Origin of the sequence: Weissella paramesenteroides ATCC 33313 (assembly GCF_000160575.1) — a bacterium.
Lineage (GTDB): Bacteria > Bacillota > Bacilli > Lactobacillales > Lactobacillaceae > Weissella > Weissella paramesenteroides.
In genome coordinates this window covers 115,245-140,812 of record NZ_GG697129.1, presented here as the reverse complement: position 1 = coordinate 140,812, position 25,568 = coordinate 115,245, and the positions used below count along the sequence as shown (strand labels likewise).

Sequence of the window (25,568 nt, the reverse complement as noted above, 5' to 3'; positions counted from 1 at the left end):
GAATGAGGAGGTGGCGATAATGTCATTTGCAAGTGACGTTAAAAAAGAATTAACCACCTTAGAAATTAGCAATCCAGATAATGCTAAAGCTGAATTGTCAGCTTTGTTACGTATGAATGGTTCGCTGGGACTAACAAATCAACATTTTACGCTCAATGTGCAAACTGAAAATGCGGCAACTGCGCGACGAATATTAGGATTATTGCAGCAATTCTATCGTTTGCCATCAGAAATATCTGTACGCCGTCAAATGAAATTAAAGAAAAACAATTTGTATGTTGTTCGTATTACGCAAGGTGTTAGTGAATTACTTGATGACTTACACATCTTCGAAGATTTTGAACTATTGCCCACTGTACCTGATGAATGGTTAGAGCCAGAAGGTAAAGCCCGTTCATATTTACGGGGCGCTTTTTTGGCGGCAGGATCCGTTAATAATCCAGAAACTAGTCGCTATCATTTGGAAATATACTCTTTATATGAAGAACAAGCGACACAATTAGCGAACTTGATGAATCGTTTTGATTTGAATGCGAAGGTGGTTGAACGTCGCTCAGGCTTTATCGTATATCTAAAAGAAGCAGAAAAGATTGGCGATATGATGAAGGTGATTGGTGCAACAAATGCGATGTTCCGTATGGAAGACGTGCGTATCATTCGTGATATGCGCAATTCCGTCAATCGATTAGTAAATGCTGAAAATGCAAATTTGGATAAGACGGTTAATGCAAGTCAAAAACAAATTGATGACATTTTGTTTTTGGATGAGGAAATTGGTCTGGGACGTCTGCCTGAAAAGCTACGTGAAATTGCTGAAGTTCGTTTGGCTCACCGTGAAGAACCGTTATCTGCACTTGGACAATATGTCCCGTCTGGCGAGATTTCGAAATCAGGTGTCAATCATCGTTTGCGAAAGTTGACAAAAATGGCTGATGAAATTAGGGATACTGGACAAATTCCGAAAGAGATCCAAAGAGGATAGTGTAATTAGTTAAATAAAGTTTGACCATTCTTGACGAAATGATAAAATGATATTATGTTCTTGAGTTTGAACACTAGGAGGAAATAAAAAATGACACCAATTCCATATGTTATTGAGCAATCATCACATGGTGAGCGTTCTTATGATATTTTTTCACGTTTGTTAATTGACCGTATTATCATGGTTAATGGTGAAATTGAATCACAAATGGCAACGGCAATTATTGCACAGTTGTTATTCTTAGATGCCCAAGATCCAGATAAGGACATTTATATGTATATTAACTCTCCAGGTGGGGAAGTTAACGCCGGTATGGCAATTTACGATACCATGAATTTCATTAGTGCCGATGTGCAAACAATTACGATTGGATTAGCAGCATCAATGGCTTCTGTACTAGCTTCTTCAGGAGCTAAAGGCAAGCGCTTTATCTTGCCTAACTCACAGTTTATGATTCACCAACCATCAGGTGGTGCACAAGGACAACAAACTGAGATTGCCATTGCCGCTGAAGAAATTTTGAAGACGCGTAAGAAGTTGAATCAAATTTTGGCAGATAATACTGGTAAGCCATTTGAAGAAGTTGAAAAAGATACTGAGCGTGATCACTGGTTGGATGCTGAAGAGTCACTTGAATATGGTTTGATTGACAAAATTATGACTAGTGCTAAGGATAAAGCATAGAAAATTTTGCTCTTGAAATAAAATTTAATGTTGACAAAGAGGACTTTTACCCTGTTTTTTAAAAGGGTTAGGCCCTCTTTTTTCACAAAGTTTAAGTAAGCGCTTTCTTTGTTGACAGAACAGTCATTTACACCGTATTATTGTAATTGGGAAGTGCTTTGATATCAAAAGTTAATACTTCCTTATTGTGAACCTGTGCACATTGTGTAAGCGCTTTAAATTAAAAATATATATTATAGTTTAACTAGAAATAAAGTGATTTGTCCCATATTGAAACGCCAAATTTGAAGATTTTGTGTTTATTATGTTGAATATTTCACAAATGTATTTATAATTAAGAGTGTTAAGACATGCTTTGGAGGAAAAGAACAATGAAAATTTTTGCATATGGTATTCGAGAAGATGAGCAAGCCGCACTACGTGAGTGGATGTCAAACCACCCAGAAGTAGAAGTAGACTTTACTGATAAGTTATTGGATCCAGAAACTGCTAAGTTAGCTGAAGGCGCAGATGCAGTTGATGTTTACCAACAACTATCATACACACCTGAAACGTTGACCGCTTTGCATGAATTGGGCATTAATAAAATGTCACTACGTAACGTAGGTACAGATAACATTGACTTTGAGACTGCTCGTCGTTTCGACTTCTCAATCTCAAACGTTGCTGTTTATTCACCTAATGCGATTGCTGAACACGCAGCTATTCAAGGGGCACGCGTGCTACGTCAAACAAAAGCATTAGATAACAAGATTGCTAACCATGACTTGCGTTGGGCACCAACAATTGGTCGTGAGGTTCGCATGCAAACATTCGGAATTATCGGTACTGGACACATTGGTCGTGTGTTGATCGACATCTTGAAGGGCTTCGGAGCTAAAATCGTTGCTTATGATGTATACCGTAACCCTGAGCTTGAAGCAGAAGGTATTTACGTTGATACATTAGATGAATTATACGCACAAGCTGATGCGATTTCACTTCATGTACCAAGTTTGCCAGAAAACTACCACATGATTAATGCAGAGTCAATTGCAAAGATGAAGGATGATGTTGTATTGATCAACGTTTCTCGTGGTGATTTGATGGATATTGATGCTGTTATCGATGGTTTGAATTCAGGTAAGATCTTTGGTCTTGCAATGGATGTTTATGAGAACGAAGTTGGCTTGTTTAACAGTGACTGGTCAGGTAAAGAATTCCCAGATGCTAAGATTGCAGATTTAATTGCTCGCGACAATGTTTTGGTAACACCTCACACAGCCTTCTATACAACTAAGGCTGTCTATGAGATGGTTACACAATCAATGGATGCCTCACTTGCCTTTATTAAGGGTGAAGAGACACCAAACCAAGTTAAGTATTAATCATTAGTTTTACAGTAATGATTGTGGGATTTTGTTACTGTGAGTGGGTATGTGGCATAGTCACATTAGAAAGGTAATTGAATATTATGGCTAGTGCAGTTTTTGACGGTTCGTACGAACTAAAGTTTAAAGATTTTTTCTTTAAGGTGTTGTCTGGTTCTGCTCAAGGTATTTTGATTGGTGTTTTGCCATCAGCTGTTTTGAAGTACGTTATTCGTCCGTTTGTACAAAGTGGAATGGGTTGGGCTGTTGACCTGAGTGCGATTTTGACGTTATTCTCATCACTTATTCCAATGTTGATTGGTTTGGCAATTGCCATGCAATTTAACATGAAGTCACTAGACGTTGGTGTTATGGCAATTGCTGTTGGCGTTGCCTGCGGATCAATCAAGTGGGCTTCAGTGCCAGCAGGATTTAAGAATCCGATAACTGGTGTCACTACTACATCTCCAAGTACAGTATATATGGCAGCTGGAGCTGGAGATGTTATCAACGCAATGATCGTTGCGGCAATCGGAGTTCTTGTTATTTGGCTAATTGCTAAATATCTAGGAGGATTTGGTTCATTAGCTATTATCTTAAGCCCTATTGTTGTCGGTGGTGGCGTTGGCTTAATTGGTAAGGAAATCGCACCTTATGTTGGTGAGGTAACTACTTGGATTGGTAAGATGGTGCAATTAGCAACTGATTTGCAACCATTACCAATGACAATTATTATTGCGATGGCTTTCGCGGTTATTATTGTTACACCTGTTTCAACAGTTGGTATTGCTTTAGCAATTACATTGTCAGGATTAGGTTCTGCAGCCGCTGGTGTCGGTATCGTTGCAACAACTGTTGTGCTATTAGTTAACTCAATTCGTGTTAACAAAGTTGGAACAACTGTTGCCATTTTCTTAGGTGCCATGAAGGGAATGATGCCTTCAGTATTTAAGAAGCCAGTTATGTTATTCTCATTTATGGTTGCTGCTGCAATTTCAGCATTGCCAATTAGTTTCTTGAATGTTCAAGGAACACCAACGTCAGCCGGATTTGGTTGGATCGGATTTGTTTCACCAATTCAGTCTGTTGTCCGTGACGTTGCCGATAAAGCATTCCAAACGAATACAATTGGTGTTATCCCAGCTATCTTGGTTTGGGCAATCGTGCCAATCATCGCTGGAATTGTTGTTGACTTGTTATTTACCAAGGTATTTAAGTTATACAAGCCAGAAGACTTTAAGCAAGAAATTTAATATGATAATCAAGTAAACACATGCTAATAATTATTAGCGTGTGTTTTTTATATAATAGAGCTAAAAGTCTGAAGTTTCGATGACACGCAGTTTATAATCTTTGTGAGAGGTATTAAAGGCGTGATTTAAGCGTTAATGACGGTAGGGTGGTATTATTTACAGTAAGTTGAAGAAAGGTCTTAAAAGTGGGTAAAATAAAAAAACAGGGAATGGTTAGAACCATTCTCTGTCTTAATAATCGTTTATTTTTATCTATTTTAAAATAGATTAATAAATGAGCTTACTTAGGTGAAACAACTTGCTTACCATTGTAAGTGCCATCAGCAGCAACGTGGTGGTTACGTACGTAAACACCATTTTCGTTCATGTGAATAGCTGGCGTCTTTAATCCGCCTTGACCGCCGCGACGAGTGCGCTTTGCGTGCTTTGAAACTTTACGTGCAGGAACTGCCATAGTTATATCCTCCCTTACACCGCCGTGTTAGAAAGAAGGCAGTGTGTAATAATCTAATTTTTTCAACTGTTCTAAATTACATTATTTTTAGCTGTTTGTCAAGCCATACCCTTTTTGTATAAGGATTATCCATGAAATAAAAGACTGATAATAACTTTACTTTTTATGAGGCTAGATAGATAATTAGGTGTACCAAAAAACAAGGAGGCATATTTACTGATGGTGTTATTTTCAGTAGAGGATCCGTTGCAGCAAAGTGATGGTCCAAGTTTGGCGGTTTTACTAGCTAAGAATTTGGGTGGATTAAACAGGCTGATGATCGGGGAATTTATCGGTAAACGTCAAAACAGTCAATATGCTTGATTGTTTTGACGATCATATATGAATAGGAGTGTATAGATGGCATTAGGAAAACAATTCAAACATATTCTTGTAGCTGTTGATGATTCAAATCTTGGCCAAATGGCCTTAGTTAACGGTATTCATCAAGCAAGAGAGGACAATGCAAAGTTAACGATTATTTCTATTTTTGAAAAGGGTCAATTAAATGTTTTTGACTTTTTCTCAAAAGAGAGTACGACGGCAGCTGAAGATGATGTGCAACGTGCTTTAAAGCGGTATCGTGAAATGGCACTTGAAAACGGTGTGACTGATGTGGACACACGTATTGCTGAAGGTAAGCCGGGGGAAGTCATTGTAAAGGATGTTATTCCAGCAGTTAAACCAGATATGGTTGTGATTGGTTCTCATTCACAGCAAGGTACTGAAAAGTATTTTGGTTCGCAATCAAGTTACGTGGCAAATAATGCACCAGTAACGGTCATGATTGTTCGCTAATAATAAAATAAATTCATTAGAGATTGGCAATTCGCGTGCTAATCTCTTTTTTTAAAAAAATTAGTCTGAAAGAGTATTGCTTATTTTATAAAATATAACTTATAGTACGAAAATACTCTTTTGGAGAAGAAAAATGCCTTTAGTAGCAAAATACATTAATGCTTATTTATCAACTATAAAATACTTAAATGAAATGGTAGCGGTTCCGGCTGCACAGTATGATTTGTCCTTTGAACAATATTTAATTATGCAAGGTATTGCGCAGCATGATGGATTAACGTTGACCGATATTGTGGCAAAGCGTCAAGTTACACGGGCCGCAGTTTCACGACAAATTCGAATGTTGTTGCGAAAACAATATATTTGGCAGGAAGCAGATGTGACTGACCGTCGCCGAATGCTATTGCATTTAACGAAACGTGGGCAAGAAGTCGAGCGGGAGCTAACAGACCGTATTGAATGTCGTTTTGATAGTTGGTTAATTTCACTAGGTGAAGAGCGAGCAACAGAAATACTCAAATATATGATTAAATTTGATGAAAAAGCACTGACAAAAAATATAATGCAACACTATTGACAGTAGTTTTTGAAAACATTTTTGATTTGTGTTTTAAAAAATACTTTTTCATATTATTGGGCTTGTATTTGTTTAGGGTATGTTGTATGATGGAATAGTTGTTTTTGGGCATTAGCCAAGCGGTAAGGCAATGGTTTCTGGTGCCATCATGCACTGGTTCGAATCCAGTATGCCCAGTTTACAGATGCGGAAAGCGTTAGTCATTTTTTTAAAATGTCTAACGCTTTTTTGCATGTTGAAAAAATTTAAATAAAATATCGTTAAGTGTGTAAGCGTTATATTGTCATATACCGTAAGGATTGTGAAAATATGAACTAATATTCCTGCTGAATTGGTGCGGGTTTTTTACTACTAAATACGTTAAGAACGCGCTACAATGTAACCATTGATGCTTATTGCAATATATTTAAAGAGGTAGAGTACATGTCTGAAGAGAAGAAAACCGGTGCCGATTTAGTTGTCGACAGTTTAAACAACCATGGCGTTGACTTGGTGTTTGGAATTCCTGGGGCTAAGATTGATCGTTTGTTTGAAAAACTGGATCATCCAGCAGAGGGGAGCAAAGCACCTAAGTTGATTGTTACTCGTCATGAGCAAAATGCTGTGTTCATGGCACAAGCATTTTCACGTATCACTGGTAAGACCGGTGTCGTTGCTGTTACTTCAGGTCCAGGTGTGGGTAACTTGGCTTCTGGATTGATGACAGCAACTGCTGAAAATGATCCTGTATTGGCGATTGGTGGTCAAGTACAGCGTAAGGATTTGTATCGATTAACGCATCAAAGTACGCCTTCAGCAACTTTATTTGCGCCAATTACAAATTACTCAGTTGAAATTCAAGATCCAAATAATATTTCAGAAATCATTTCTAATGCCTTCGCTGCTGCAAATGGTCCTAAACCAGGGGCAGCCTTCGTTTCATTGCCACAAGATGTTGATGAAGCTGAAGTTACTATTGATGCATTACCTGCTGTTAAGCCAGCGACATTTGGTGCGGCAGCTACTGATGACATTGCTTGGTTAGCTGAGCAAGTTAAGACTGCGGAGTTACCAGTTTTGTTAGTTGGTGCTCGCGGATCAGATGATGCAACAACTGACGCATTGCATGCATTGCTAGAACAAACAACTTTGCCAGTTGTGGAAACATACCAAGGTGCTGGTGTCATCTCTCGTGAATTAGAAGAGCAGACATTCTTTGGTCGTATTGGGTTCTTCCGTAATCAGGTTGGTGACCGTTTATTGGCACAATCTGATTTGGTTATTACAGTTGGATATGATGCCATTGAATATGAACCACGTAACTGGAACAAGAATGCTAACCTACGGATTGCAGCGATTGACACACAAGCCGTTCAAATTGATAACCACTTTACGCCTGAACGCCAATTGGTTGGTACATTGGCAGACACATTAAGTGCTTTGAAAGAGCAAATTAAGGGTTATGAATTGCCTGCAAAGTCTCAAGATACGTTGGCAGCATTAAAGGCTGATTTACGTGCAGCAGCAGAACCAACTTATACACCTGCTCAACCAGATTTGAATCACCCATTGAGTATTATTAAGTCATTGCAAGCGCACATGACAGATGAAATGACCTTATCATCAGATATTGGTTCACACTATTTGTGGTTAGGACGTCACTTTAAGTCATACGTTCCTCGTCACTTCTTGATTTCAAATGGTATGCAAACCTTAGGTGTTGGATTACCATGGGCTATGGCTGCTGCAATGGTTCGTCCAAATGCTAAGTCAGTTTCTGTATCTGGTGATGGTGGTTTCTTCTTCTCAGGAATGGAATTGGCCACAGCTGTTCAATTGAAGCTAAATACAGTTCATATCGTTTGGCAAGATAATTATCACTATGATATGGTTAAATTCCAAGAAGAAGTGAAATACGGTGGTGAATCAGCTGGTGTCAAGTTCTCTGATATCGATATTGTTAAATTTGCTGAATCAGCTGGGGCTAAAGGATTGCGTGTAGATACACCTGATCAATTGGATGCCGTGTTGGATGAAGCATTTGCAACTGAAGGACCAGTTGTTGTTGAGATTCCAGTAGATTACTCACATAATTATGAATTGATGTCACAATTAATTGATGACGCAGAATAAAAAATAAAAGCGTCCAGATTTCTGGACGTTTTTTCTTGAGAAAAGGAAAGGAAGCAGAGAAATGTCGACGGTATATCAACATAGTACATTAGCAGCTTTAATGGGCAAGGTTCTTGGAGGTTCAGCAACCTTGGCCGAGCTAAAAGAACATGGGGATACAGGAATTGGTACATTTGATGGTCTTGATGGTGAAATGATCATGGCAAATGGTGAGGTTTATTATATGGATGGTGAAGGAACTATTCATCATGTGACTGATATGGCAAAAACGGTACCATTTGCAACAGTACACCATGCTAGTGATTCTTCAGAAAAAGTGAAGTTTAGTGCTGGTAATATGAAAGAAATGGTCTCATTGATTGATGATCGTGAACTGGAAAACACATTTTCTGGTGTTATTTTGCAAGGTAGCTTTGCTTATATGAAAGTTCGTTCGGCACCGAAATCGGAACGCCCCTATCCATCATTGTCTGAAATTACAAAAACACAACGTGAATTTGAAGAAACAAATATTAGTGGTACATTGATTGGTTATTATTCACCAGAGCTGTACCAAGGAACTGTTGCAGCTGGATGGCACGTGCATTTTCTAAGTGATGATCGTACCTTTGGTGGTCACGTTCTTGGTTTTGATGCTGATAAGCTTGAGGGAGATTTAACGATCTTTGATAATTATGAATTGCATCTACCAATTGATAATAAAGAATTCCGTGAACACCATGTTGATATGGATGGCCTAAAAGAAGGGGTTGCCGCAGCAGAGGGATCACAAGATTAATCATTATTTAGCGATAACAATACTCAAATGTGTTGTTATCGCTATTTTTTGGCGTTCATAGTATGATGTACGTAAAGAAATTTCAATATTTATCATTGAGGGAGTATGAATATGACAGAATTAATGAAGGCGGTCGTTACAACAATTGACGAAAATGAACCATTGTCGGAAAAGAACGTACCATTACCTAGTGTTGGCAACTATGATGTTCTTGTGAAGGTGGCTGCTACTAGTGTTAATCCAGTTGATGTTAAACAGCTTGAGTTAGCTATGGCAGCAAAAGAAGAGCGTGTTCTTGGCTTTGATGCCGTAGGTGCAGTGGTTTCAATTGGTAGTGAGGTGAAAAAGTACAAAGTTGGTGACCGGGTCTTTTTTGCAGGCGAACTAGGTCGTACCGGATCTAATGCTGAGTATGAAGCAGTTAATGAGAACTTAATTGCTAAAGCACCAGATAATTTATCGGATGTCGAAGCAGCCGCATTACCTTTAACATTTTTAACGGCTTATGAAATGCTTGCTGATAAATTTGGCATTAAGATGACAGCTGGGTCTGCAACTGGTAAGGCACTACTTATTATTAACGGTGCCGGTGGTGTAGGTTCGATTATGATTCAATTAGCTAAGTGGTTAGGAATGACTGTGATCGCTAGTGCTTCACGTGATGAGACGATTGAATGGGTGCAACAATTGGGCGCTGATTTTGTCGTTAATCATCGTAAAGATTATGTGGCTGAAGTGAAACGCTTAGGATTCGATGAAGTCCCTTATATTGCTGTGCTGCATTCGCTTGATCAACATTTTGAGGCAGTAGCAGAGTTGGTTGGTCCTTATGGCCATATTGGGGCCATTGTACAATCGACACAACCTTTGCCAGTAGGTCTAATTAAAAACAAGGCAGCATCGTTAGATTGGGAATTTATGTTTGCAAAAACGAATGCTCGCCAAGATATTGCCAGTCAAGGGGACGCTCTGGAATTATTGTCAAATCTAGTCACGTCAGGAGTTGTTAAATCAACCATTTCACAAACGCTTGATGGGCTATCAGTCGCCACCATAGAGGATGCACAACAAAAAGTTTCTGCTGGTAATATGTTGGGCAAATTAGTTATTAAATATTAATCAATGAACAAAATAATGATAGAGAATGAATTTTTAATGTAAACTAAAATTCATTCTTTTTTTGTCTAAAAAACGATAAAAAACATTTGCACTCTCAGTGTTAGAGTGCTAATATAGATAATGTAAGCAAGGTCAATAAAGGTCAAAAGAGAGTCAATGTTGACCTACTGGGAGTAATGAATATAAAAAAGATTGTAAGGAGGCCGTAATTATGGCACAAGATCCATTTGGTTTTTCAAGTTTTGATGATATTTTTCGTATGATGAACAATGAAGCAGCAAGGACACAACAAGCACAGCGTTCACAGCAAGGACCGCGTACACAGATGGGACGTGGGAACGGTGGAAACGATAGCGGACAAGGCAATGGTTTACTTGACCAATATGGTATTAACCTAACGGAGATGGCACGCAAGGGCAAGTTTGATCCGGTGATTGGTCGTGATGATGAAATTGCACGTGTTATTGAAGTACTAAATCGTCGTACTAAGAATAATCCAGTTTTGATTGGAGAAGCTGGTGTTGGAAAGACGGCGGTTGTTGAAGGATTAGCACAGGCAATCGTCAATGCTAAAGTACCAGGCAAGTTACAAGGTAAGGAAGTTATTCGATTGGATGTGGTATCACTTGTTCAAGGAACGGGTGTACGTGGACAATTCGAAGAGCGTATGCAACAATTGATGGACGAAGTTTCGAAGCGTGAAGATGTTATCCTCTTTATTGATGAAATTCATGAAATTATGGGTGCCGGAACTGCTGGTGAAGGTTCAATGGACGCAGGTAACATTTTAAAGCCAGCGTTAGCTCGTGGTGAATTCCAATTAATTGGAGCAACTACATTAAATGAATACCGTAAGATTGAGAAGGATGCAGCGATTGCTCGTCGATTCCAAACAGTTCAAGTTGATGAACCTTCAACAGACGAAGCACTGCAAATTTTAAAGGGTATTCGTTCACGATATGAGGATTATCACAAGGTTAAGTATGCGGATGAAGCGTTAGAAGCCGCCGTGAACCTTTCAAATCGATACATCTCAGATCGTTTCTTGCCTGATAAGGCGATTGATTTAATTGATGAGGCAGGTTCGAAAAAGAATTTGTCCGTAAAAATTGCAGATCCGAAGGAATTGGAAAATAAAATTCACTCAACAGAAGCGCAAAAGCAATCTGCAATCGAACGTGAAGATTATGAAAAAGCAAGTCAATTACGTGATCAGGTAAATAATTTAGAGTTACAGCTACAAGCTGTTAAGCAACAGGCGCCACAAAATGAAGCAGCCCAAACGGTAACGGTGGGGGATATTCAAAAAATCGTTGAAGAGAAAACAGGTATTCCGGTTGGTGAACTAGCTGAGTCAGAGCAAACACAGTTACGTCATTTAGGTGATAATTTAGCAGAGCATGTGATTGGTCAAGATGAGGCAACAGAAAAGATTGCACGTGCTATTCGTCGTAATCGTGTTGGCTTTAATAAAACGGGACGACCAATTGGTAGTTTCTTGTTTGTTGGACCTACAGGTGTTGGAAAGACTGAAACAGCAAAGCAATTGGCAAAAGAATTATTCGGCACAACTGATAGTATGATTCGTTTCGATATGTCAGAGTATATGGAAAAGCATTCTGTCTCAAAGTTGATTGGTGCTCCGGCAGGGTACGTCGGTTATGAAGAGGCTGGTCAATTGACAGAAGCAGTTCGCCGGCGCCCATACTCATTGATTTTGTTAGATGAGGTTGAAAAAGCACATCCAGATGTTATGAATATGTTCCTACAAATTCTTGATGATGGTCGTCTAACAGATGCACAAGGTCATATTGTTTCATTCAAAGATACAATTATTATTATGACATCGAATGCTGGTACCGGAGTTAAGGATACTAAGGTTGGCTTTGATCCAGAAAATAAGCATGGTTCATCACAACTATTAGAGCGTCTAGCACCATACTTTAAGCCCGAGTTCTTGAACCGTTTTGATGGTATTGTTGAATTCAATGCGTTATCTAAAGAAAATCTGTTGAAGATTGTTGATTTAATGATTACTGACATGAATGCGGCAATTGCAGAAAAAGGACTGCACATTGATGTTACTAGTGATGTTAAGCAAAAGATCGTTGATTTGGGATATAATCCAGAAATGGGAGCAAGACCACTACGTCGTGTTATTCAAGAACAATTAGAAGATCAAATTGCAGACTTTTATCTCGATAATCCAGATATTAAGCAATTAACCACTAAGCTAGTGGATGACAATATCCAGATTGAAGATGGCACAAAAAGTACCCTATAAAATTCATAATATGTTTAAAAAAAGATAAATATCATATAGACAGCGACTACAAACGCTGTCTTTTTTTGTACAATGACAAGGTCGTTGAAATTTTTTGAGTGGGTAAAGTGCATAAATTAAAGCAGAAATTAAGCTTTTTGTGTTGTGTAACATAAATGAAACATTAAATGCAACTTTTTGAAAAGTCTCTAACGTACAATAGTGCTTGTAGTAAAAATAAAGAAAATCTTAAGAAATGTTCTCGTGGGCAAATCTTATTTAATATATAGACAACAAATAATTAGTTTGAAGGGGTACTTAATATGCACGCATCTGTAAAAAATACGCTATTAGCAACCGCCGGAGCTGCAGCTGCATTGGCTGGAAGTTCAGTTGTTGCTTCAGCTGACTCTATTACTGTTAAATCTGGAGATACGCTATATGCTTTAGCAGCCGCACATCACGTGACTGTTGACGAATTAGTTTCAGCAAACAAGATTGCTAACGCAAATCTAATCCTTACTGGTCAAAAGATTGAATTACCAGGTTCATCAGCAACGTCAGCTCAATCAACAGCATCTTCAGCTGCAACAAAGCCAGCCGCAAAGGGAACATCATACACTGTAAAGTCTGGTGACACTTTGTGGGCAATTGCTAATGCTAATGGTTTGACTTTGTCAGAATTGTTGTCAGCTAACCAAGGTTTGCAAGCTTCATCAATTATCTATGTTGGTGATTCAATCAACCTTACTGCTTCAGCAACTCAAGCAAGTAGTGCCCCAGTAGCAAGTTCAGCAGCTGCAACGTCAACAGCAAATGCATCATTAGCTGCAGCAAGTTCAGCAGCCGCACAATCAGCTGCAACATCAGCAGCAAATGCATCATTAGCTGCAGCAAGCTCAGCAGCCGCACAATCAGCTGCAACATCAGCAGCAAACGCATCATTGGCCGCAGCTAACTCAGCTGCTGCACAATCAGCTGCAACGTCAGCAGCAAATGCATCATTGGCCGCAGCTAACTCAGCTGCTGCACAATCAGCTGCAACGTCAGCAGCAAATGCAGCAGCCGCACAATCAGCTGCAACGTCAGCAGCAAACGCATCATTGGCCGCAGCAAGCTCAGCAGCCGCACAATCAGCTGCAACGTCAGCAGCAAACGCGTCATTGGCTGCAGCAAGTTCAGCAGCAGCTCAACCACAAAAGGTTGCAACTTCTACAGCAAGTAACAATGTTGTTTCAGCAGATACAACTGGTAACACCTATCCATATGGACAATGCACGTGGTACGTTAAGGGTGATTTAAGCTGGGTCGGTAATCACTGGGGTAATGCTTCAGCATGGCCATCATCAGCAACTGCAGCTGGTCATACTGTAAATAGTACAGCGTCAGTTGGAGCTGTAGCATATTTCGCACCTGGTGTTGGTGGCGCTAGCGCTTACGGTCATGTTGCTGTTGTTGATTCTGTAAATTCAGATGGTACGATCACAATTTCAGAAGCAAACTATGCAGGTAAGTTGTACAATTCACGTACAATTTCTTTGTCATCAGTTTCAGGATTCATTCACCAATAAAAGCCATTATTTAAGGAGACTCGTTAGCGGGTCTTTTTTTATATAATTAAAGGAGTGAAAGACAAATGCCATTTAAGATTGAACCTGGACGGGTCGTTCATTTTAATGATTTTGATCAAGCTGATGCAGAGATTTTATTTGAGCCACCAGTTGCAGATAAACCAGTACAAATTACTGCTTCTAATTTTGCTCGTAAAACAACAGGAGCTCGTATTCAAAGAACAATGCTCCAAATGATTATGGAAAATATTTGTGAGCGTTTGACAGTGATTTTAGAAGAAGTACTTGATGTACCATATTTAAAGGATGGACAGAGTGTCGATAAAGGATTCGATACGGGTGGTTTAATTCAGTACATGTTTAACAAAGTCGTTGGTGTAGGGTTTCCACATGAAGTTGGTGAACAAATGAAATCTGTTACACAATTTCAGGTTTCTGAGGCCTTACCAGGTGATTTATTAGTCTGGGGAAGTGCGCTGTTGCCTACAACAGCCGGTATTTACATTGGCGGTGGTAAGTATGTGACAGTGGACGTATTTACAGAAAAAGTAACAATTAAGTCTATTTCAAGAAAATGGTTACCAGATTTTGTTGGTGCGATAAGGTAGTTAAAACAGTCATGAAGCCATTTTTCAGTTATAATAAGGACAGGAGGTTTCAATATGGAATTTACTTATGAACCTGGTCGCTTATTTCATGAAACTGATGGCATTGTTGATGCCGAAATATTATTTCCTGAAATTTTAGGTGGTGCAGTTTGGTCAATAGATCATACGTATGTTGATCCAGAACTTCGGGGACAAGGCATTGCAGGTCAAATGTTGGCAGAAGTCGTTGATCGTGCAACAAAGGCTAATGTACAATTAAAACCAGTATGTACTTACGCGCGACAAGCCTTTTTTAGAAATCCAGAATATCAAAAAATAGCTTATAAAGATTAAGTTTGTTTTGAAAGCACGCGTTATTTCGACGGGTGCTTTTTAATTTCCTTGAAATTAAGTTATACTTAGTCTTAAGTATTTATTTGAGAGGAATTGTGATGAAACGAGGATTTGCTGTCGTTAATAAGTATGCAAACGCTAATTTGAGTTTGCCAAGTCGAAGTACAGAACATGCTGCAGGATATGATTTTCAAGCAGCAGAGGACTTTATATTACCATCTATTTGGCGGATGCCATTTTTGAAAGTTTTATGGCAGATAAGACATAATGATGTCGTCACGTCTGAAAGTGACGAACAAGCATCAAAAATTATCAAGCCATTACTAGTACCAACTGGTATTAAAGCCTATATGGGTGATGATGAGTATTTGATGATTGCTAATCGTTCATCAAATCCGTTGAAGCGAGGATTAATTTTACCAAATGGGGTTGGCATCATTGATGCTGATTATGTTGATAATCCTAAAAATGAAGGTGAAATTTTTATTCAAATGATTAATTTTGGCCTACATGACGTGACAATTAAAAAGGGTGAACGGATTGGTCAAGGTATTTTTATGCCATTTCTGGTTACAGACGATGACCAAAAACAGATTAAAAAAACACGCCAGGGTGGCTTTGGTAGCTCTGGTATTAACTAAGGGGTGAATTATGGCAAAAACAAAAACCCAATTCGTTTGTTCAAATTGTGGTTTTGTCTCACAGCGATACATGGGACGATGTGCTAATTGTGGTGCATGGGGAACGTTTGTCGAAGAGGTTATGCAACCGGAAAAGGTGGATCGTAAGTCACGAATCAATCTAGCTGGCCAAGTAGCTAAGGTTGAACGATTGAATGAAATCAACATTGAAGAAACACCACGTATTAAGACAGATAATGAGGAATTTAACCGCGTGCTTGGTGGTGGCATTGTCCCCGGTTCCATGGTACTGATTGGTGGTGATCCTGGAATTGGAAAATCAACATTGTTACTACAGATTTCTGGTCAGCTAGCTAATATGGGAAATAAAGTCCTATATATTGCAGGTGAAGAGAGTGCGTCACAAATTAAATTACGTGCAGAACGATTAGGTGTTCGTGGCGATTCAGACTTTTTACTGTTCCCAGAGACAGACATGAAGCAAATCAGACAGGCAATTGATGAAGCCAAGCCAGAATTTGTTGTCATTGATTCGATACAAACAATGCAAGAGCCAGATATCAGTTCATCAGTTGGCTCAGTTGCCCAAATTCGTGAGACGACTGCAGAGTTATTGCAAATTGCAAAGACCAATAATATTACAATTTTTATTGTTGGTCATGTTACCAAAGAAGGTGCGATTGCCGGGCCAAAAATTTTAGAGCATATGGTCGATACTGTTCTATATTTTGAGGGTGACAATCAGCGAAGTTTTAGATTACTACGTGCCGTTAAAAATCGATTTGGATCAACCAATGAGTTAGGTGTCTTTGATATGCAACATGGCGGTTTAGTTGAAGTATCGAACCCATCAGATCTCTTTCTAGAAGAACGCCTGGCAGATGCGAGTGGCTCAGCAGTCGTTGTGGCCATGGAAGGCACACGACCAATTTTAGTTGAGGTCCAAGCATTGGTGACGCCAACCGTGTTCGGCAATGCACAACGGACAGCTTCAGGAATTGACCGAAATCGTGTATCATTGTTAATGGCAGTCTTAGAAAAGCGAGCTAACTTGTTGCTACAGAATCAAGATGCCTATGTACGAGCTGCCGGTGGTGTTAAACTTGATGAACCAGCAATTGACTTAGCTGTCGCAATTGCGATTGCTTCAAGCTACAATGATGTTGAGACACGATCAACAGATGCGTTTATTGGTGAGATTGGACTAACTGGTGAAGTTAGACGCGTACCTAATGTTGTTGAACGTGTAAATGAGGCAAAAAAGCTGGGATTTAAACGAGTTTTTGTTCCACAACATGTGTCAGAACAATTAGCAGGAATTGATGGCATTCAAATTATGCCAACTAAGACTTTGTCAGAGGCATTACAAAACGCATTGGGATAATGCAGAAAGGAGTATGATATGTTACGGAAACGAATTATTCAGGGAATTTTTTTACTTGCTGGTGGGGCAATTGCTATCACATTACTTCCAATAGTATGGCGTATTTTTAATTTAGCGGACCATGTATGGATTAATAACATTATTGTCAATTTTATTCTAGGTGCTATTATTTTTTATTTATTAAGTTTGCCACTATGGCGACCAGTTGATCAGATGATTCATCGTATTGAAAATTATTTGAACAAGCAATCGCCACTATTATTACTAATTGGTTCATTAACAACTTTAATTGGATTGGTTATTGCGGTTGTAATCACTGTGCCTTTACAGCATATGAACAACTTTTTCTTAAGTGGCGTGGTACCAGTTATCGTTATGGCATTACTGGGGTATTTAGGGTTCCGATTAGGTACGACAAGAATTGATGAATGGCGAAAATTGTTGCCAACGCTAACGGGACGAACAAAAAAGGTACGTCCACAAGATGAAATCAGTCGCGGCGATGTTTTGACGGAGGTTGAGACAAATTACCATCATTACAAAATTTTGGATACCAATATTTTGATAGATGGTCGTATCCTTGATCTTGTTAAAACTGGCTTTATTGAGGGAACGCTATTAGTACCAAACTTTGTACTTTATGAGCTACAGTATATTGCTGATGCAGGTGAATCATTAAAGCGGGTGCGTGGTCGTAGAGGACTTGATGTTCTAAATGAGTTACGTGAAAACAATAATGTGCCACTTGAAATGTGGGAAGGTGACTATGAAGATATTTCTGAAGTTGACGAGAAATTAATTCGTTTAGCAGAAGATATCAATGGTGTTTTAGTTACTAATGATTATAATTTGAACAAGGTTACCAAGTTTCAAAATGTGCAAGTTTTGAATATTAACGAATTAGCTGGTGCACTACGTCCACGTGTGGCCGTGGGTGATCATTTATCTGTTTTGTTGGTAAAAAATGGTACCGAACGCCAGCAAGCTGTTGGATACCTTGATGATGGTACAATGGTTGTTGCTGAAGAAGGACGCAAATATCTACAAAAAACAGTGACAGTTGAAGTGACATCGGCCTTGCAAACAGATGCAGGTCGTATGATTTTTGGTACGGTTATTGAAAAATAACAGTTAATTTAAAAAAATTAAACATTTAATCAATAGAACACATTGAATCGTGCGAGAAAGCGCGGTATATTAGTAGTCGGTATATATTTAGAAATATAAGATAAAGAGGAGTGTCGATTAGCATGGCTGAGACTACCGAAAAGAAAATTCGAGTGCGTTACGCACCATCACCAACTGGACATTTGCATATTGGAAATGCCCGTACTGCATTATTTAACTGGTTATTTGCCCGTCACCATAAGGGTGAATTTATCATCCGTATTGAGGATACAGACCAGACGCGTAATATTGCTGATGGTGAAAAGTCACAGTTAGATAATTTAGCTTGGCTTGGTTTAGACTGGGATGAATCTCCAGCTAATCCAGGAAAGTATGGTCCTTATCGTCAATCTGAACGTTTGTCAATTTACAAGCCACTTATTCAAGACTTGTTGGATCGTGGGCTAGCATATCGTTCATTTAAAACCTCAGAAGAATTGGCTGCTGAACGTGAGGCACAAGTTGCTGCAAAGGAAGCACCACACTATGTTTATGAATATGCAGATATGTCTGATGAAGAAATAGCTGCATTCCAAGCTGATGCTGAAGCAAAAGGCTTGCCTTATGTTGTTCGTTTCCGTGTCCCTGAGGATAAAGATTATGCTTGGGATGATATTGTTAAGGGTAAAATCTCAATTAATTCATCAACTGTGGGTGGTGATTGGGTCATTCAAAAAGCTGATGGTATGCCAACATACAATTTTGCGGTTGTTGTTGATGACCACATGATGGAGATTTCTCATGTATTGCGTGGGGATGATCACGTATCGAATACTCCTAAGCAATTAATGATTTATGAGGCCTTTGGTTGGGAAGCACCAATCTTTGGGCATATGACATTGATTATTAACGGTGATACTGGTAAAAAGTTGTCAAAGCGTGACGAAACAGTTTTGCAATTCATCGAACAATACCGTTCTTTGGGCTACCTACCTGAGGCCTTGTTGAACTTCATCGTATTGCTTGGATGGTCACCAGTTGGTGAAAAGGAAATCTTCAACAAGAAACAATTGGTTAAGATTTTTGATGAAAATCGTTTATCAAAGTCACCTGCTAAATTTGATAATAAGAAACTGGAATGGGTTAATAACCAATGGATCAAGACCGCTGACCAAAATATGGTTTTTGATAAGTTGATTAAACAATTGGTTTATTCAAAGGTTGTTGATCCTGCTGAGTTGACAGCTGAAAAGATGCAATGGTTGCGTTCAGTGATGAATGTCTATATGGACGGTGTTTCATACACTGCACAAATTGTACCGCTTATTAAGCCAGTATTCTTTGAAATGCCAGCAGCTGCTGATATTCCTGATTCTGCTAAAGAGTGGATGAATGGGGATAATGTAAAGGATATGTTGACGCTATTCATCGATAAGATTGAAAAAATGCCAATCTTTACAGCGACTGCAGTATTACATGCAATTCGTGAGATTCAAAATGAAATGGATGTTAAGGGTCGCGCACTTTGGAATCCATTACGTATTGCAACAACTCGTGAAGAGCAAGGTCCTAATCTAGGAGAATTGCTTGAATTACTAGGTCGTGAGCAGACCTTAGCAAATATCCGCGAGTTCTTATAATAAATGTTTGTTTAGATGAAAGTGTAATAAAGATTTGTTCAAGATCATCAGTCTACTGGCTTTAAAGCGGTAGGCTGATGGTCTTTTTCAGTTTATATATGGTTAATAACGTTTCAGGCACTTTTATACTAAAAGTCATGTCACTATGGTCATCAGTATGTTAGAATGTTACTTAGTATAATTAGCGAAAAATAGCTAATAATGACCGATGAGAGGGAAGATAAAGATGGCTAATCCATTACGTACAATTATTGAAAGTGATAAAGGAAAATTACGCCGCTTGGGTCACTTGGCTGATAAAGTGGAAGCCCATGCCGACGAAATGGCAGCCTTATCTGATGAAGAACTACAAGCAAAAACACCATATTTTCGAGACTTATTGAAAAATGGTCAAACATTAGACGATATTTTACCAGAAGCCTTTGCGGTTGTTCGTGAAGGTGCAAAACGTGTGTTAGGATTGTATCCATTCCGGGTACAAATTATGGGATCAGCAGTTTTGCATGGTGGTAATATTGCAGAAATGAAGACTGGTGAAGGAAAAACACTTACGGCAACAATGGCAGTTTATTTAAATGCCTTACCTCAAAAAGGTGTCCATGTTGTTACAGTCAATGAATACTTGACCCAACGAGATGGTGAAGAAATGGGTCAACTTTACAAGTGGTTAGGACTAACAGTTGGTATCAACTTGACTGAGTTATCACCAGATGAAAAACGTGCAGCATATCTTTGCGATATTACCTATACAACAAATTCAGAAATTGGATTCGATTACCTACGTGACAACATGGTGGCACGTAAAGAAGATCGTGTTCAGCGCGGCTTAAATTTTGCGCTAGTTGACGAGACTGATTCTATTTTGATTGATGAGGCTCGTACACCTTTGATTATTTCTGGTGCACCAGCACAAACAAGTACGCAACTATATATTCGCGCAGATCGTTTTGCAAAGTCATTAACTGAAGATGAAGATTTCAAGGTTGATCATGAATCAAAATCAGTTCTGTTGAACGATGAAGGAATTGCCAAGGGTGAGAAATACTTTAATCTAGAGAATCTTTATGGTACCGGGAATGTCGCATTGACTCACCATATTGATCAAGCATTGCGTGCAAATTACACCATGTTTAATAACAAAGATTATGTTGTTCGTGATGGTGAGGTTGTATTAGTTGATGCCTTTTCAGGTCGTATTCAAGAAGGTCGACGTTTCTCTGATGGCTTGCATCAAGCTTTGGAAGCAAAGGAGCAAGTACAAATTCAAGAAGATAATCGTGCCATGGCGTCAATCACCTACCAGAATTTGTTCCGTCAATACAACAAATTATCAGGTATGACTGGTACGGCTAAGACTGAAGCGGATGAATTCCGTGAAATTTATAATATGGAAATTACGACGATTCCAACAAATAAGCCAATCCAACGAGTGGATGAACCTGATTTGTTGTATCCTAATTTAAAGTCAAAGTTTAACGCAGTATTACAGCTTGTTATGGACTTGCATGAAAAAGGACAACCAATTCTAATTGGTACAGTTGCCGTGGAAACTTCAGAGTTGCTCTCACAATTATTGGATAAAGCAGGTATTCCACACAATGTGTTGAATGCGAAGAATCACGCCCGTGAAGCTGAAATCATTGCTAATGCTGGTCAACGTGGTGCGGTTACGATTGCTACTAACATGGCCGGTCGTGGTACCGATATTAAATTAGGCCCTGGTGTGGCTGAGATGGGTGGTTTAGCGGTTATTGGTACTGAGCGACATGAATCTCGTCGAATTGATAACCAACTCCGTGGTCGTTCTGGACGTCAGGGAGATAAAGGATACTCACAGTTCTTCTTGTCACTAGAAGATGATTTGATGATTCGCTTCGGTGGTGAACGTATTAAGAATTTGATGGAAAGTATGAATATGGGTGATGAAGATGCTGTTATCCGTAATGGTTTGATTACGCGTTCAGTTGAGTCTGCTCAAAAGCGTGTTGAGGGAAATAACTATGATTCTCGTAAGCATGTGTTGCAGTACGACGACGTCATGTCACAACAACGTAACGCCTTCTATGCAAACCGAAATCAAGTCATTGATGAGGAAAAGTCCTTAAGAGACGTATTGCTACCAATGGTTGAACGTACGATACATCGAGTGATCAAGAATCAAACAATCGGTAAACCAAAAGAATGGCATCTTGATGCAATCGTTGAATTTGCGCAAGCAACCATCGTACCGGTTAATTCAATTAAGGTTGCAGATTTACAAGGTAAGTCAGCCCAAGAAATTGAGGATGAAATCTATCGTCGCGCTAAGGATATGTATGATGAAAAGCGCCATGCGCTTGGTGACGATGAAGAACGTCTCTTACAATTTACTCGAGTAGTTATTCTACGTGTGGTCGATGCCCAATGGACTGACCATATGGAAGCGATGAACCAACTTCGTGATGCAATTCAACTGCGTGGTTACGGTCAATTGAATCCATTGATTGAGTATCAGAATGAAGGTTTCCGTATGTTTGATGAAATGATTGCGGGTGTTGAATATGATGTCACGCGACTATTTATGAAGTCAGAAATCCGTCAAAATGTTCGGTAAATAAACATCTATTGAAACAAAGTGATGCGATTAAGAATAATGAATAATTTCTTAGTCGGGCAAGCCCGGAATCTGGCGGTAGTTAATGTTAGATTGCGGGCTTTTATGTGTCACAAAAGAGGCCTTTTGGTAGAGACATCATTTGTCTGGCGTTTATTTGTAATGCTTACAGGGAGGAAATAATGGAAATATCTGAAGCACGTCGCAAATTAGCTGACATGTCCGCAGAAATCGAAAAATTCGGTGATTCGTTGGATTTAGACGCATTGAATGATGAGATCGCAGCAAATGAAGCAAAAATGGTTGAACCTGATTTTTGGCAAGACAATGTTGCGGCACAAAAAATTATTGATGAAAATAATGTCTTAAAGGGGCGCCGTGATGATTATTTAAAATTGGCAAACGGCGTTGAAAATGTAGAGGCAGCCATTGATCTGTTAAGTGAACTTTATGATGAAGATATGGCAACCGAGATGGCTGATGATTTGGATAAACTAAGTGAAGATTTATCGGCTTATCGCTTAGCACAGTTACTAAATGAGCCATATGATAAAAATAATGCTATTTTAGAGATTCATCCTGGTTCAGGTGGGACTGAATCTGCTGACTGGGGTGCCAACCTGCAGCGTATGTACACACGTTGGGCAGAGCAACACGGATTTAAAGTAGATATTATGGACTATCATCCTGGGGATGTTGCTGGTGTTGATTCAGTGACACTAATGATTACGGGACATAATGCCTATGGATATCTACGCTCAGAGCGTGGTGTACATCGGTTTGTGCGTATTTCACCATTTGATTCTGCTGGTCGTCGGCATACATCATTCGTGTCAATTGATGTGATGCCTGAACTAGATGATTCGGTAGAGGTAGATATTAATCCGGCTGATGTTAAGATGGATGTTTATCGTGCATCAGGAGCAGGTGGTCAGCATATCAATAAAACATCATCTGCGGTCCGCTTAACGCATATACCAACTGGTATTGTGGTTGCTTCACAACAACAGCGTTCACAATTTCAAAATAAAGATACAGCTTATGCCATGCTACGTGCAAAACTGTACCAATTAGAGATGGATAAAAAAGAAAAGGAACGTGCAGCGATTGCTGGTGACCATTTAGAAAATGGGTGGGGCTCGCAAATTAGGTCGTATGTTTTCCAACCTTATCGTATGGTAAAAGACCATCGTGATGGTTTCGAGTCGGGCAATCCGCAAGCAGTGATGGATGGTGATTTAGATCCATTTATTAATGCTTACCTACGTTGGCGTTTATCAGAACAAAACCCTGAATAAAAAGTGTGTTGAAGGTTATTGCAAAAAAACTGAATCCACCAACCTACCAAATTGAGATGGACAGGTTGATGGATTCAGTTTTTTGTTGCATTCATTTTAGTATCTATTTACGAACTAATTCAGTATAGGCAGCATCGTCTAATACTAAATCAATTTCACCGATGTATTCTAGCGGATCAGCCTTAATAAAAGTGTGCTTAAAGACATAGAGTCCATCGTCAGTTGATTGTGATTCAATTCCACCCATATCATACAGGTCGACACCTTCATCGAGAGCCCATTGAATCATTGCCGTTTGAACAGCATAAGGAGCATAGTAAGTAGGACCATCATTTGAACCTGCATACATGTACCAAATTTTACGACCGTATTTAAAACCAATACCAGTTGAGAGTAACTCACCCTCGCGTTCTGCTATGTAAACGCGCATGATACCATTGTCACCAAAAGCATCACGCATACGTTCGAAGTAATCCTTCGGACGATAAGTGATACCATGACGATTGGCCATATTGACATAAGTTTCATAAAAGGCATCCATTGCGGCGGTATCGCTACCATAGCGGACCTTTACACCATCACGCATTGGTCGTTTTAATTTTGACTTTGTTTTTGATGGGTATAAATCAAAGGTCTCTTTTGCATCTGGTTTTGCTTTTAGATCCAACACCATATTTAGACGGGGTTGAATCGTTGCATGCATCCCTTCATCAGCAACATTACGGTTGCGTGTTTCGAAGCCATGTTCCTGAAGTTGCGTATTCAATTCATCAGAATAAAGAACTTCTGGATCCATGCGGATGACATAAGCATCATCATCAGCTAGTGCTTTTTTTGCTTCGGTCATTAATTGTTCTAATAAATCAAGGTTAGTAATATCCATGACCGGACCTTTTGAAGCATAGGCAAATTTTTTACCTAATTTTGTTTGGGTCAATAGCATTGAAATCGCAGCAATGATATTACCGGCTTCGTCAGTGACGTAAGCGTAACGTGGCTCCCAATTATTTTTAATTTTTGCCCAACCTAGATCTTGTCCGACTTGGCCATAAGGTGAGTGTTGCACAAATTCTTCATATTTTTTGACAGCTGCCGTGTCACTTAAATCTAAAACTGGCATGTTATCCTTCTTTCTTTAGCATATGGCTAATTTAGATCTCCTTATGAATTATAACATAGGCAATAAAATTGTTTTTAGCGTATAATGAACTTTATGGAAACTATTAAATCAGCAAAAAATAGCCGTGTCAAAGCATGGCAAAAATTACAGACTAAAAAAGGCCGTCAAGCCAGTGAAACTTATCTACTTGATGGTTGGCATTTAGTGCAAGAAGCTATTCAACATGATGGTAAATTACACGCAGTGATGGGAACGGCAGAACAATTAGCAGAACACCAGGAGGAATTACCGCTAGGCGTACCCGTTTTTGAAATTACAGATGACATTGCGAAAAAGTTATCGGATTTGGTGACACCACAAGGCATTTTTGCAGAAGTGTCATTACCTAGTGCCACGCGTGAACCACAATTTATTCATGATGGTGCTTGGCTGTTTTTGGATGCGATTCAAGATCCGGGTAATGTCGGTACAATGGTCAGAACGGCAGATGCTGCTGGATTTACGGGTGTTGTATTTGGTCATGGCTCAGTTGATCCATATTCACCAAAAGCATTGCGTGCAATGCAAGGTTCACAATTCCATCTAACAACAACAACTGGTAATTTAGCAGACTGGACAGCATCATTTACACAAAATGGTATGAACGTCTATGGCACGCAATTAGATCCAGAAGCTGCAGATGTCTTTACTGTGCCAGCGCAGACACAATTTGCTTTAATTATGGGGAATGAAGGGCAAGGCATGCAACCAGAATTGGCAAAGATGACAACTCAGAATCTATATATTCCAATCTCCGGTCAGGCTGAGTCATTAAATGTTGCAGTTGCAGCTGGTATCGCAATGTTTGCATTAAAGGCTCGTTAAA

At 39.2% G+C, this 25,568-nt stretch carries 23 protein-coding genes and 1 tRNA gene; 22 read left to right on the top strand and 2 right to left on the bottom strand.

Features of this window, described 5'->3' with window-relative positions; genetic code table 11:
- Positions 1-19 precede the first annotated feature (19 nt).
- The 4 genes from whiA (at position 20) to HMPREF0877_RS03530 (ending at position 4,268) form a co-directional block, all read left to right on the top strand.
- The gene (gene whiA, locus HMPREF0877_RS03545; RefSeq protein WP_040760509.1) at positions 20-982 is read left to right on the top strand and encodes a DNA-binding protein WhiA; all 963 of its coding nucleotides are present in this window, start codon (positions 20-22) and stop codon (positions 980-982) included.
- A 90-nt stretch (positions 983-1,072) separates the two neighbouring features.
- Positions 1,073-1,666: an ATP-dependent Clp protease proteolytic subunit gene (locus tag HMPREF0877_RS03540; protein ID WP_002827847.1), complete on the top strand. Its 594-nt coding sequence runs from the start codon at positions 1,073-1,075 to the stop codon at positions 1,664-1,666.
- 371 nt (positions 1,667-2,037) lie between these two features.
- Positions 2,038-3,033, top strand: coding sequence for a D-2-hydroxyacid dehydrogenase (locus tag HMPREF0877_RS03535; protein WP_040760506.1), 996 nt, complete (start codon positions 2,038-2,040; stop codon positions 3,031-3,033).
- A gap of 86 nt (positions 3,034-3,119) precedes the next feature.
- Positions 3,120-4,268, top strand: coding sequence for a PTS sugar transporter subunit IIC (locus HMPREF0877_RS03530; RefSeq protein WP_002827845.1), 1,149 nt, complete (start codon positions 3,120-3,122; stop codon positions 4,266-4,268).
- A 280-nt stretch (positions 4,269-4,548) separates the two neighbouring features.
- On the opposite strand, the gene rpmF is transcribed toward HMPREF0877_RS03530, so the two are convergent.
- Positions 4,549-4,722: a 50S ribosomal protein L32 gene (gene rpmF / locus HMPREF0877_RS03525; protein WP_002827844.1), complete on the bottom strand. Its 174-nt coding sequence runs from the start codon at positions 4,720-4,722 to the stop codon at positions 4,549-4,551.
- Between the two features lie 219 nt (positions 4,723-4,941).
- On the opposite strand from rpmF, the gene HMPREF0877_RS10095 reads away from it, so the two are divergent.
- From HMPREF0877_RS10095 to prfB, 17 genes are all read left to right on the top strand, one after another.
- The gene (locus HMPREF0877_RS10095) at positions 4,942-5,085 is read left to right on the top strand and encodes a hypothetical protein (RefSeq protein WP_002827843.1); all 144 of its coding nucleotides are present in this window, start codon (positions 4,942-4,944) and stop codon (positions 5,083-5,085) included.
- 36 nt (positions 5,086-5,121) lie between these two features.
- Positions 5,122-5,559 (top strand): universal stress protein, encoded by a 438-nt coding sequence (locus HMPREF0877_RS03520; protein ID WP_002827842.1) that lies wholly within the window; start codon positions 5,122-5,124, stop codon positions 5,557-5,559.
- A 133-nt stretch (positions 5,560-5,692) separates the two neighbouring features.
- Positions 5,693-6,136 carry a MarR family transcriptional regulator gene (locus tag HMPREF0877_RS03515; protein WP_002827841.1) on the top strand — a complete coding sequence of 148 codons (444 nt, stop codon included), beginning with the start codon at positions 5,693-5,695 and terminating at the stop codon, positions 6,134-6,136.
- Positions 6,137-6,241: 105 nt separating this feature from the next.
- Positions 6,242-6,313 (top strand) — tRNA-Gln (locus HMPREF0877_RS03510).
- Positions 6,314-6,559: 246 nt separating this feature from the next.
- Positions 6,560-8,248 carry an acetolactate synthase AlsS gene (alsS, locus tag HMPREF0877_RS03505; protein WP_002827840.1) on the top strand — a complete coding sequence of 563 codons (1,689 nt, stop codon included), beginning with the start codon at positions 6,560-6,562 and terminating at the stop codon, positions 8,246-8,248.
- 61 nt (positions 8,249-8,309) lie between these two features.
- On the top strand, positions 8,310-9,026 hold the full coding sequence (budA, locus tag HMPREF0877_RS03500; RefSeq protein WP_002827839.1) for an acetolactate decarboxylase: 717 nt from the start codon (positions 8,310-8,312) through the stop codon (positions 9,024-9,026).
- A 111-nt stretch (positions 9,027-9,137) separates the two neighbouring features.
- Positions 9,138-10,145, top strand: a complete 1,008-nt coding sequence (locus HMPREF0877_RS03495) for a zinc-binding alcohol dehydrogenase family protein (protein ID WP_050755309.1) — start codon at positions 9,138-9,140, stop codon at positions 10,143-10,145.
- A gap of 211 nt (positions 10,146-10,356) precedes the next feature.
- A complete protein-coding gene (locus HMPREF0877_RS03490) occupies positions 10,357-12,429 on the top strand; it encodes an ATP-dependent Clp protease ATP-binding subunit (protein WP_002827837.1) in 2,073 nt (690 codons plus the stop codon).
- A gap of 302 nt (positions 12,430-12,731) precedes the next feature.
- Positions 12,732-13,979 carry a LysM peptidoglycan-binding domain-containing protein gene (locus HMPREF0877_RS03485; RefSeq protein WP_002827836.1) on the top strand — a complete coding sequence of 416 codons (1,248 nt, stop codon included), beginning with the start codon at positions 12,732-12,734 and terminating at the stop codon, positions 13,977-13,979.
- 65 nt (positions 13,980-14,044) lie between these two features.
- A complete protein-coding gene (locus HMPREF0877_RS03480) occupies positions 14,045-14,587 on the top strand; it encodes an NlpC/P60 family protein (protein ID WP_002827835.1) in 543 nt (180 codons plus the stop codon).
- A gap of 54 nt (positions 14,588-14,641) precedes the next feature.
- Positions 14,642-14,920, top strand: a complete 279-nt coding sequence (locus tag HMPREF0877_RS03475) for a GNAT family N-acetyltransferase (RefSeq protein ID WP_002827834.1) — start codon at positions 14,642-14,644, stop codon at positions 14,918-14,920.
- Positions 14,921-15,018: 98 nt separating this feature from the next.
- Complete coding sequence (locus HMPREF0877_RS03470) at positions 15,019-15,561, top strand: dCTP deaminase/dUTPase family protein (RefSeq protein ID WP_002827833.1); 543 nt, start codon at positions 15,019-15,021, stop codon at positions 15,559-15,561.
- Between the two features lie 10 nt (positions 15,562-15,571).
- On the top strand, positions 15,572-16,945 hold the full coding sequence (radA, locus tag HMPREF0877_RS03465; protein ID WP_040760502.1) for a DNA repair protein RadA: 1,374 nt from the start codon (positions 15,572-15,574) through the stop codon (positions 16,943-16,945).
- An 18-nt stretch (positions 16,946-16,963) separates the two neighbouring features.
- Positions 16,964-18,073 carry a PIN/TRAM domain-containing protein gene (locus HMPREF0877_RS03460; protein WP_002827830.1) on the top strand — a complete coding sequence of 370 codons (1,110 nt, stop codon included), beginning with the start codon at positions 16,964-16,966 and terminating at the stop codon, positions 18,071-18,073.
- 122 nt (positions 18,074-18,195) lie between these two features.
- Complete coding sequence (gene gltX, locus HMPREF0877_RS03455) at positions 18,196-19,692, top strand: glutamate--tRNA ligase (protein ID WP_002827829.1); 1,497 nt, start codon at positions 18,196-18,198, stop codon at positions 19,690-19,692.
- A gap of 226 nt (positions 19,693-19,918) precedes the next feature.
- Positions 19,919-22,285, top strand: coding sequence for a preprotein translocase subunit SecA (gene secA, locus HMPREF0877_RS03450; RefSeq protein ID WP_040760499.1), 2,367 nt, complete (start codon positions 19,919-19,921; stop codon positions 22,283-22,285).
- 182 nt (positions 22,286-22,467) lie between these two features.
- Positions 22,468-23,583: a peptide chain release factor 2 gene (gene prfB, locus HMPREF0877_RS03445; protein ID WP_040760497.1), complete on the top strand. Its 1,116-nt coding sequence runs from the start codon at positions 22,468-22,470 to the stop codon at positions 23,581-23,583.
- A 103-nt stretch (positions 23,584-23,686) separates the two neighbouring features.
- Here prfB and femX read toward each other — a convergent pair whose 3' ends face one another.
- Positions 23,687-24,703, bottom strand: a complete 1,017-nt coding sequence (femX, locus tag HMPREF0877_RS03440; RefSeq protein ID WP_002827826.1) for a UDP-N-acetylmuramoylpentapeptide-lysine N(6)-alanyltransferase — start codon at positions 24,701-24,703, stop codon at positions 23,687-23,689.
- A gap of 93 nt (positions 24,704-24,796) precedes the next feature.
- Between femX and HMPREF0877_RS03435 the strand changes: the two genes are divergently transcribed.
- Positions 24,797-25,567: a TrmH family RNA methyltransferase gene (locus HMPREF0877_RS03435; RefSeq protein ID WP_040760495.1), complete on the top strand. Its 771-nt coding sequence runs from the start codon at positions 24,797-24,799 to the stop codon at positions 25,565-25,567.
- The last annotated feature ends 1 nt before the right edge of the window (position 25,568 follow it).

Excerpts from the sequence above, each read along its gene's own strand:
- radA (WP_040760502.1), top strand. The coding sequence starts at position 15,572 with ATGGCAAAAACAAAAACCCAATTCGTTTGTTCAAATTGTGGTTTTGTC.
- prfB (WP_040760497.1), top strand. The coding sequence starts at position 22,468 with ATGGAAATATCTGAAGCACGTCGCAAATTAGCTGACATGTCCGCAGAA.
- HMPREF0877_RS03495 (WP_050755309.1), top strand. The coding sequence starts at position 9,138 with ATGACAGAATTAATGAAGGCGGTCGTTACAACAATTGACGAAAATGAA.
- HMPREF0877_RS03520 (WP_002827842.1), top strand. The coding sequence starts at position 5,122 with ATGGCATTAGGAAAACAATTCAAACATATTCTTGTAGCTGTTGATGAT.
- HMPREF0877_RS03530 (WP_002827845.1), top strand. The coding sequence starts at position 3,120 with ATGGCTAGTGCAGTTTTTGACGGTTCGTACGAACTAAAGTTTAAAGAT.
- HMPREF0877_RS10095 (WP_002827843.1), top strand. The coding sequence starts at position 4,942 with ATGGTGTTATTTTCAGTAGAGGATCCGTTGCAGCAAAGTGATGGTCCA.
- HMPREF0877_RS03515 (WP_002827841.1), top strand. The coding sequence starts at position 5,693 with ATGCCTTTAGTAGCAAAATACATTAATGCTTATTTATCAACTATAAAA.
- rpmF (WP_002827844.1), bottom strand. The coding sequence starts at position 4,722 with ATGGCAGTTCCTGCACGTAAAGTTTCAAAGCACGCAAAGCGCACTCGT.
- HMPREF0877_RS03460 (WP_002827830.1), top strand. The coding sequence starts at position 16,964 with ATGTTACGGAAACGAATTATTCAGGGAATTTTTTTACTTGCTGGTGGG.
- HMPREF0877_RS03475 (WP_002827834.1), top strand. The coding sequence starts at position 14,642 with ATGGAATTTACTTATGAACCTGGTCGCTTATTTCATGAAACTGATGGC.
- HMPREF0877_RS03435 (WP_040760495.1), top strand. The coding sequence starts at position 24,797 with ATGGAAACTATTAAATCAGCAAAAAATAGCCGTGTCAAAGCATGGCAA.
- alsS (WP_002827840.1), top strand. The coding sequence starts at position 6,560 with ATGTCTGAAGAGAAGAAAACCGGTGCCGATTTAGTTGTCGACAGTTTA.
- whiA (WP_040760509.1), top strand. The coding sequence starts at position 20 with ATGTCATTTGCAAGTGACGTTAAAAAAGAATTAACCACCTTAGAAATT.
- budA (WP_002827839.1), top strand. The coding sequence starts at position 8,310 with ATGTCGACGGTATATCAACATAGTACATTAGCAGCTTTAATGGGCAAG.
- HMPREF0877_RS03485 (WP_002827836.1), top strand. The coding sequence starts at position 12,732 with ATGCACGCATCTGTAAAAAATACGCTATTAGCAACCGCCGGAGCTGCA.
- HMPREF0877_RS03540 (WP_002827847.1), top strand. The coding sequence starts at position 1,073 with ATGACACCAATTCCATATGTTATTGAGCAATCATCACATGGTGAGCGT.
- HMPREF0877_RS03535 (WP_040760506.1), top strand. The coding sequence starts at position 2,038 with ATGAAAATTTTTGCATATGGTATTCGAGAAGATGAGCAAGCCGCACTA.
- femX (WP_002827826.1), bottom strand. The coding sequence starts at position 24,703 with ATGCCAGTTTTAGATTTAAGTGACACGGCAGCTGTCAAAAAATATGAA.
- gltX (WP_002827829.1), top strand. The coding sequence starts at position 18,196 with ATGGCTGAGACTACCGAAAAGAAAATTCGAGTGCGTTACGCACCATCA.
- HMPREF0877_RS03490 (WP_002827837.1), top strand. The coding sequence starts at position 10,357 with ATGGCACAAGATCCATTTGGTTTTTCAAGTTTTGATGATATTTTTCGT.
- secA (WP_040760499.1), top strand. The coding sequence starts at position 19,919 with ATGGCTAATCCATTACGTACAATTATTGAAAGTGATAAAGGAAAATTA.
- HMPREF0877_RS03470 (WP_002827833.1), top strand. The coding sequence starts at position 15,019 with ATGAAACGAGGATTTGCTGTCGTTAATAAGTATGCAAACGCTAATTTG.
- HMPREF0877_RS03480 (WP_002827835.1), top strand. The coding sequence starts at position 14,045 with ATGCCATTTAAGATTGAACCTGGACGGGTCGTTCATTTTAATGATTTT.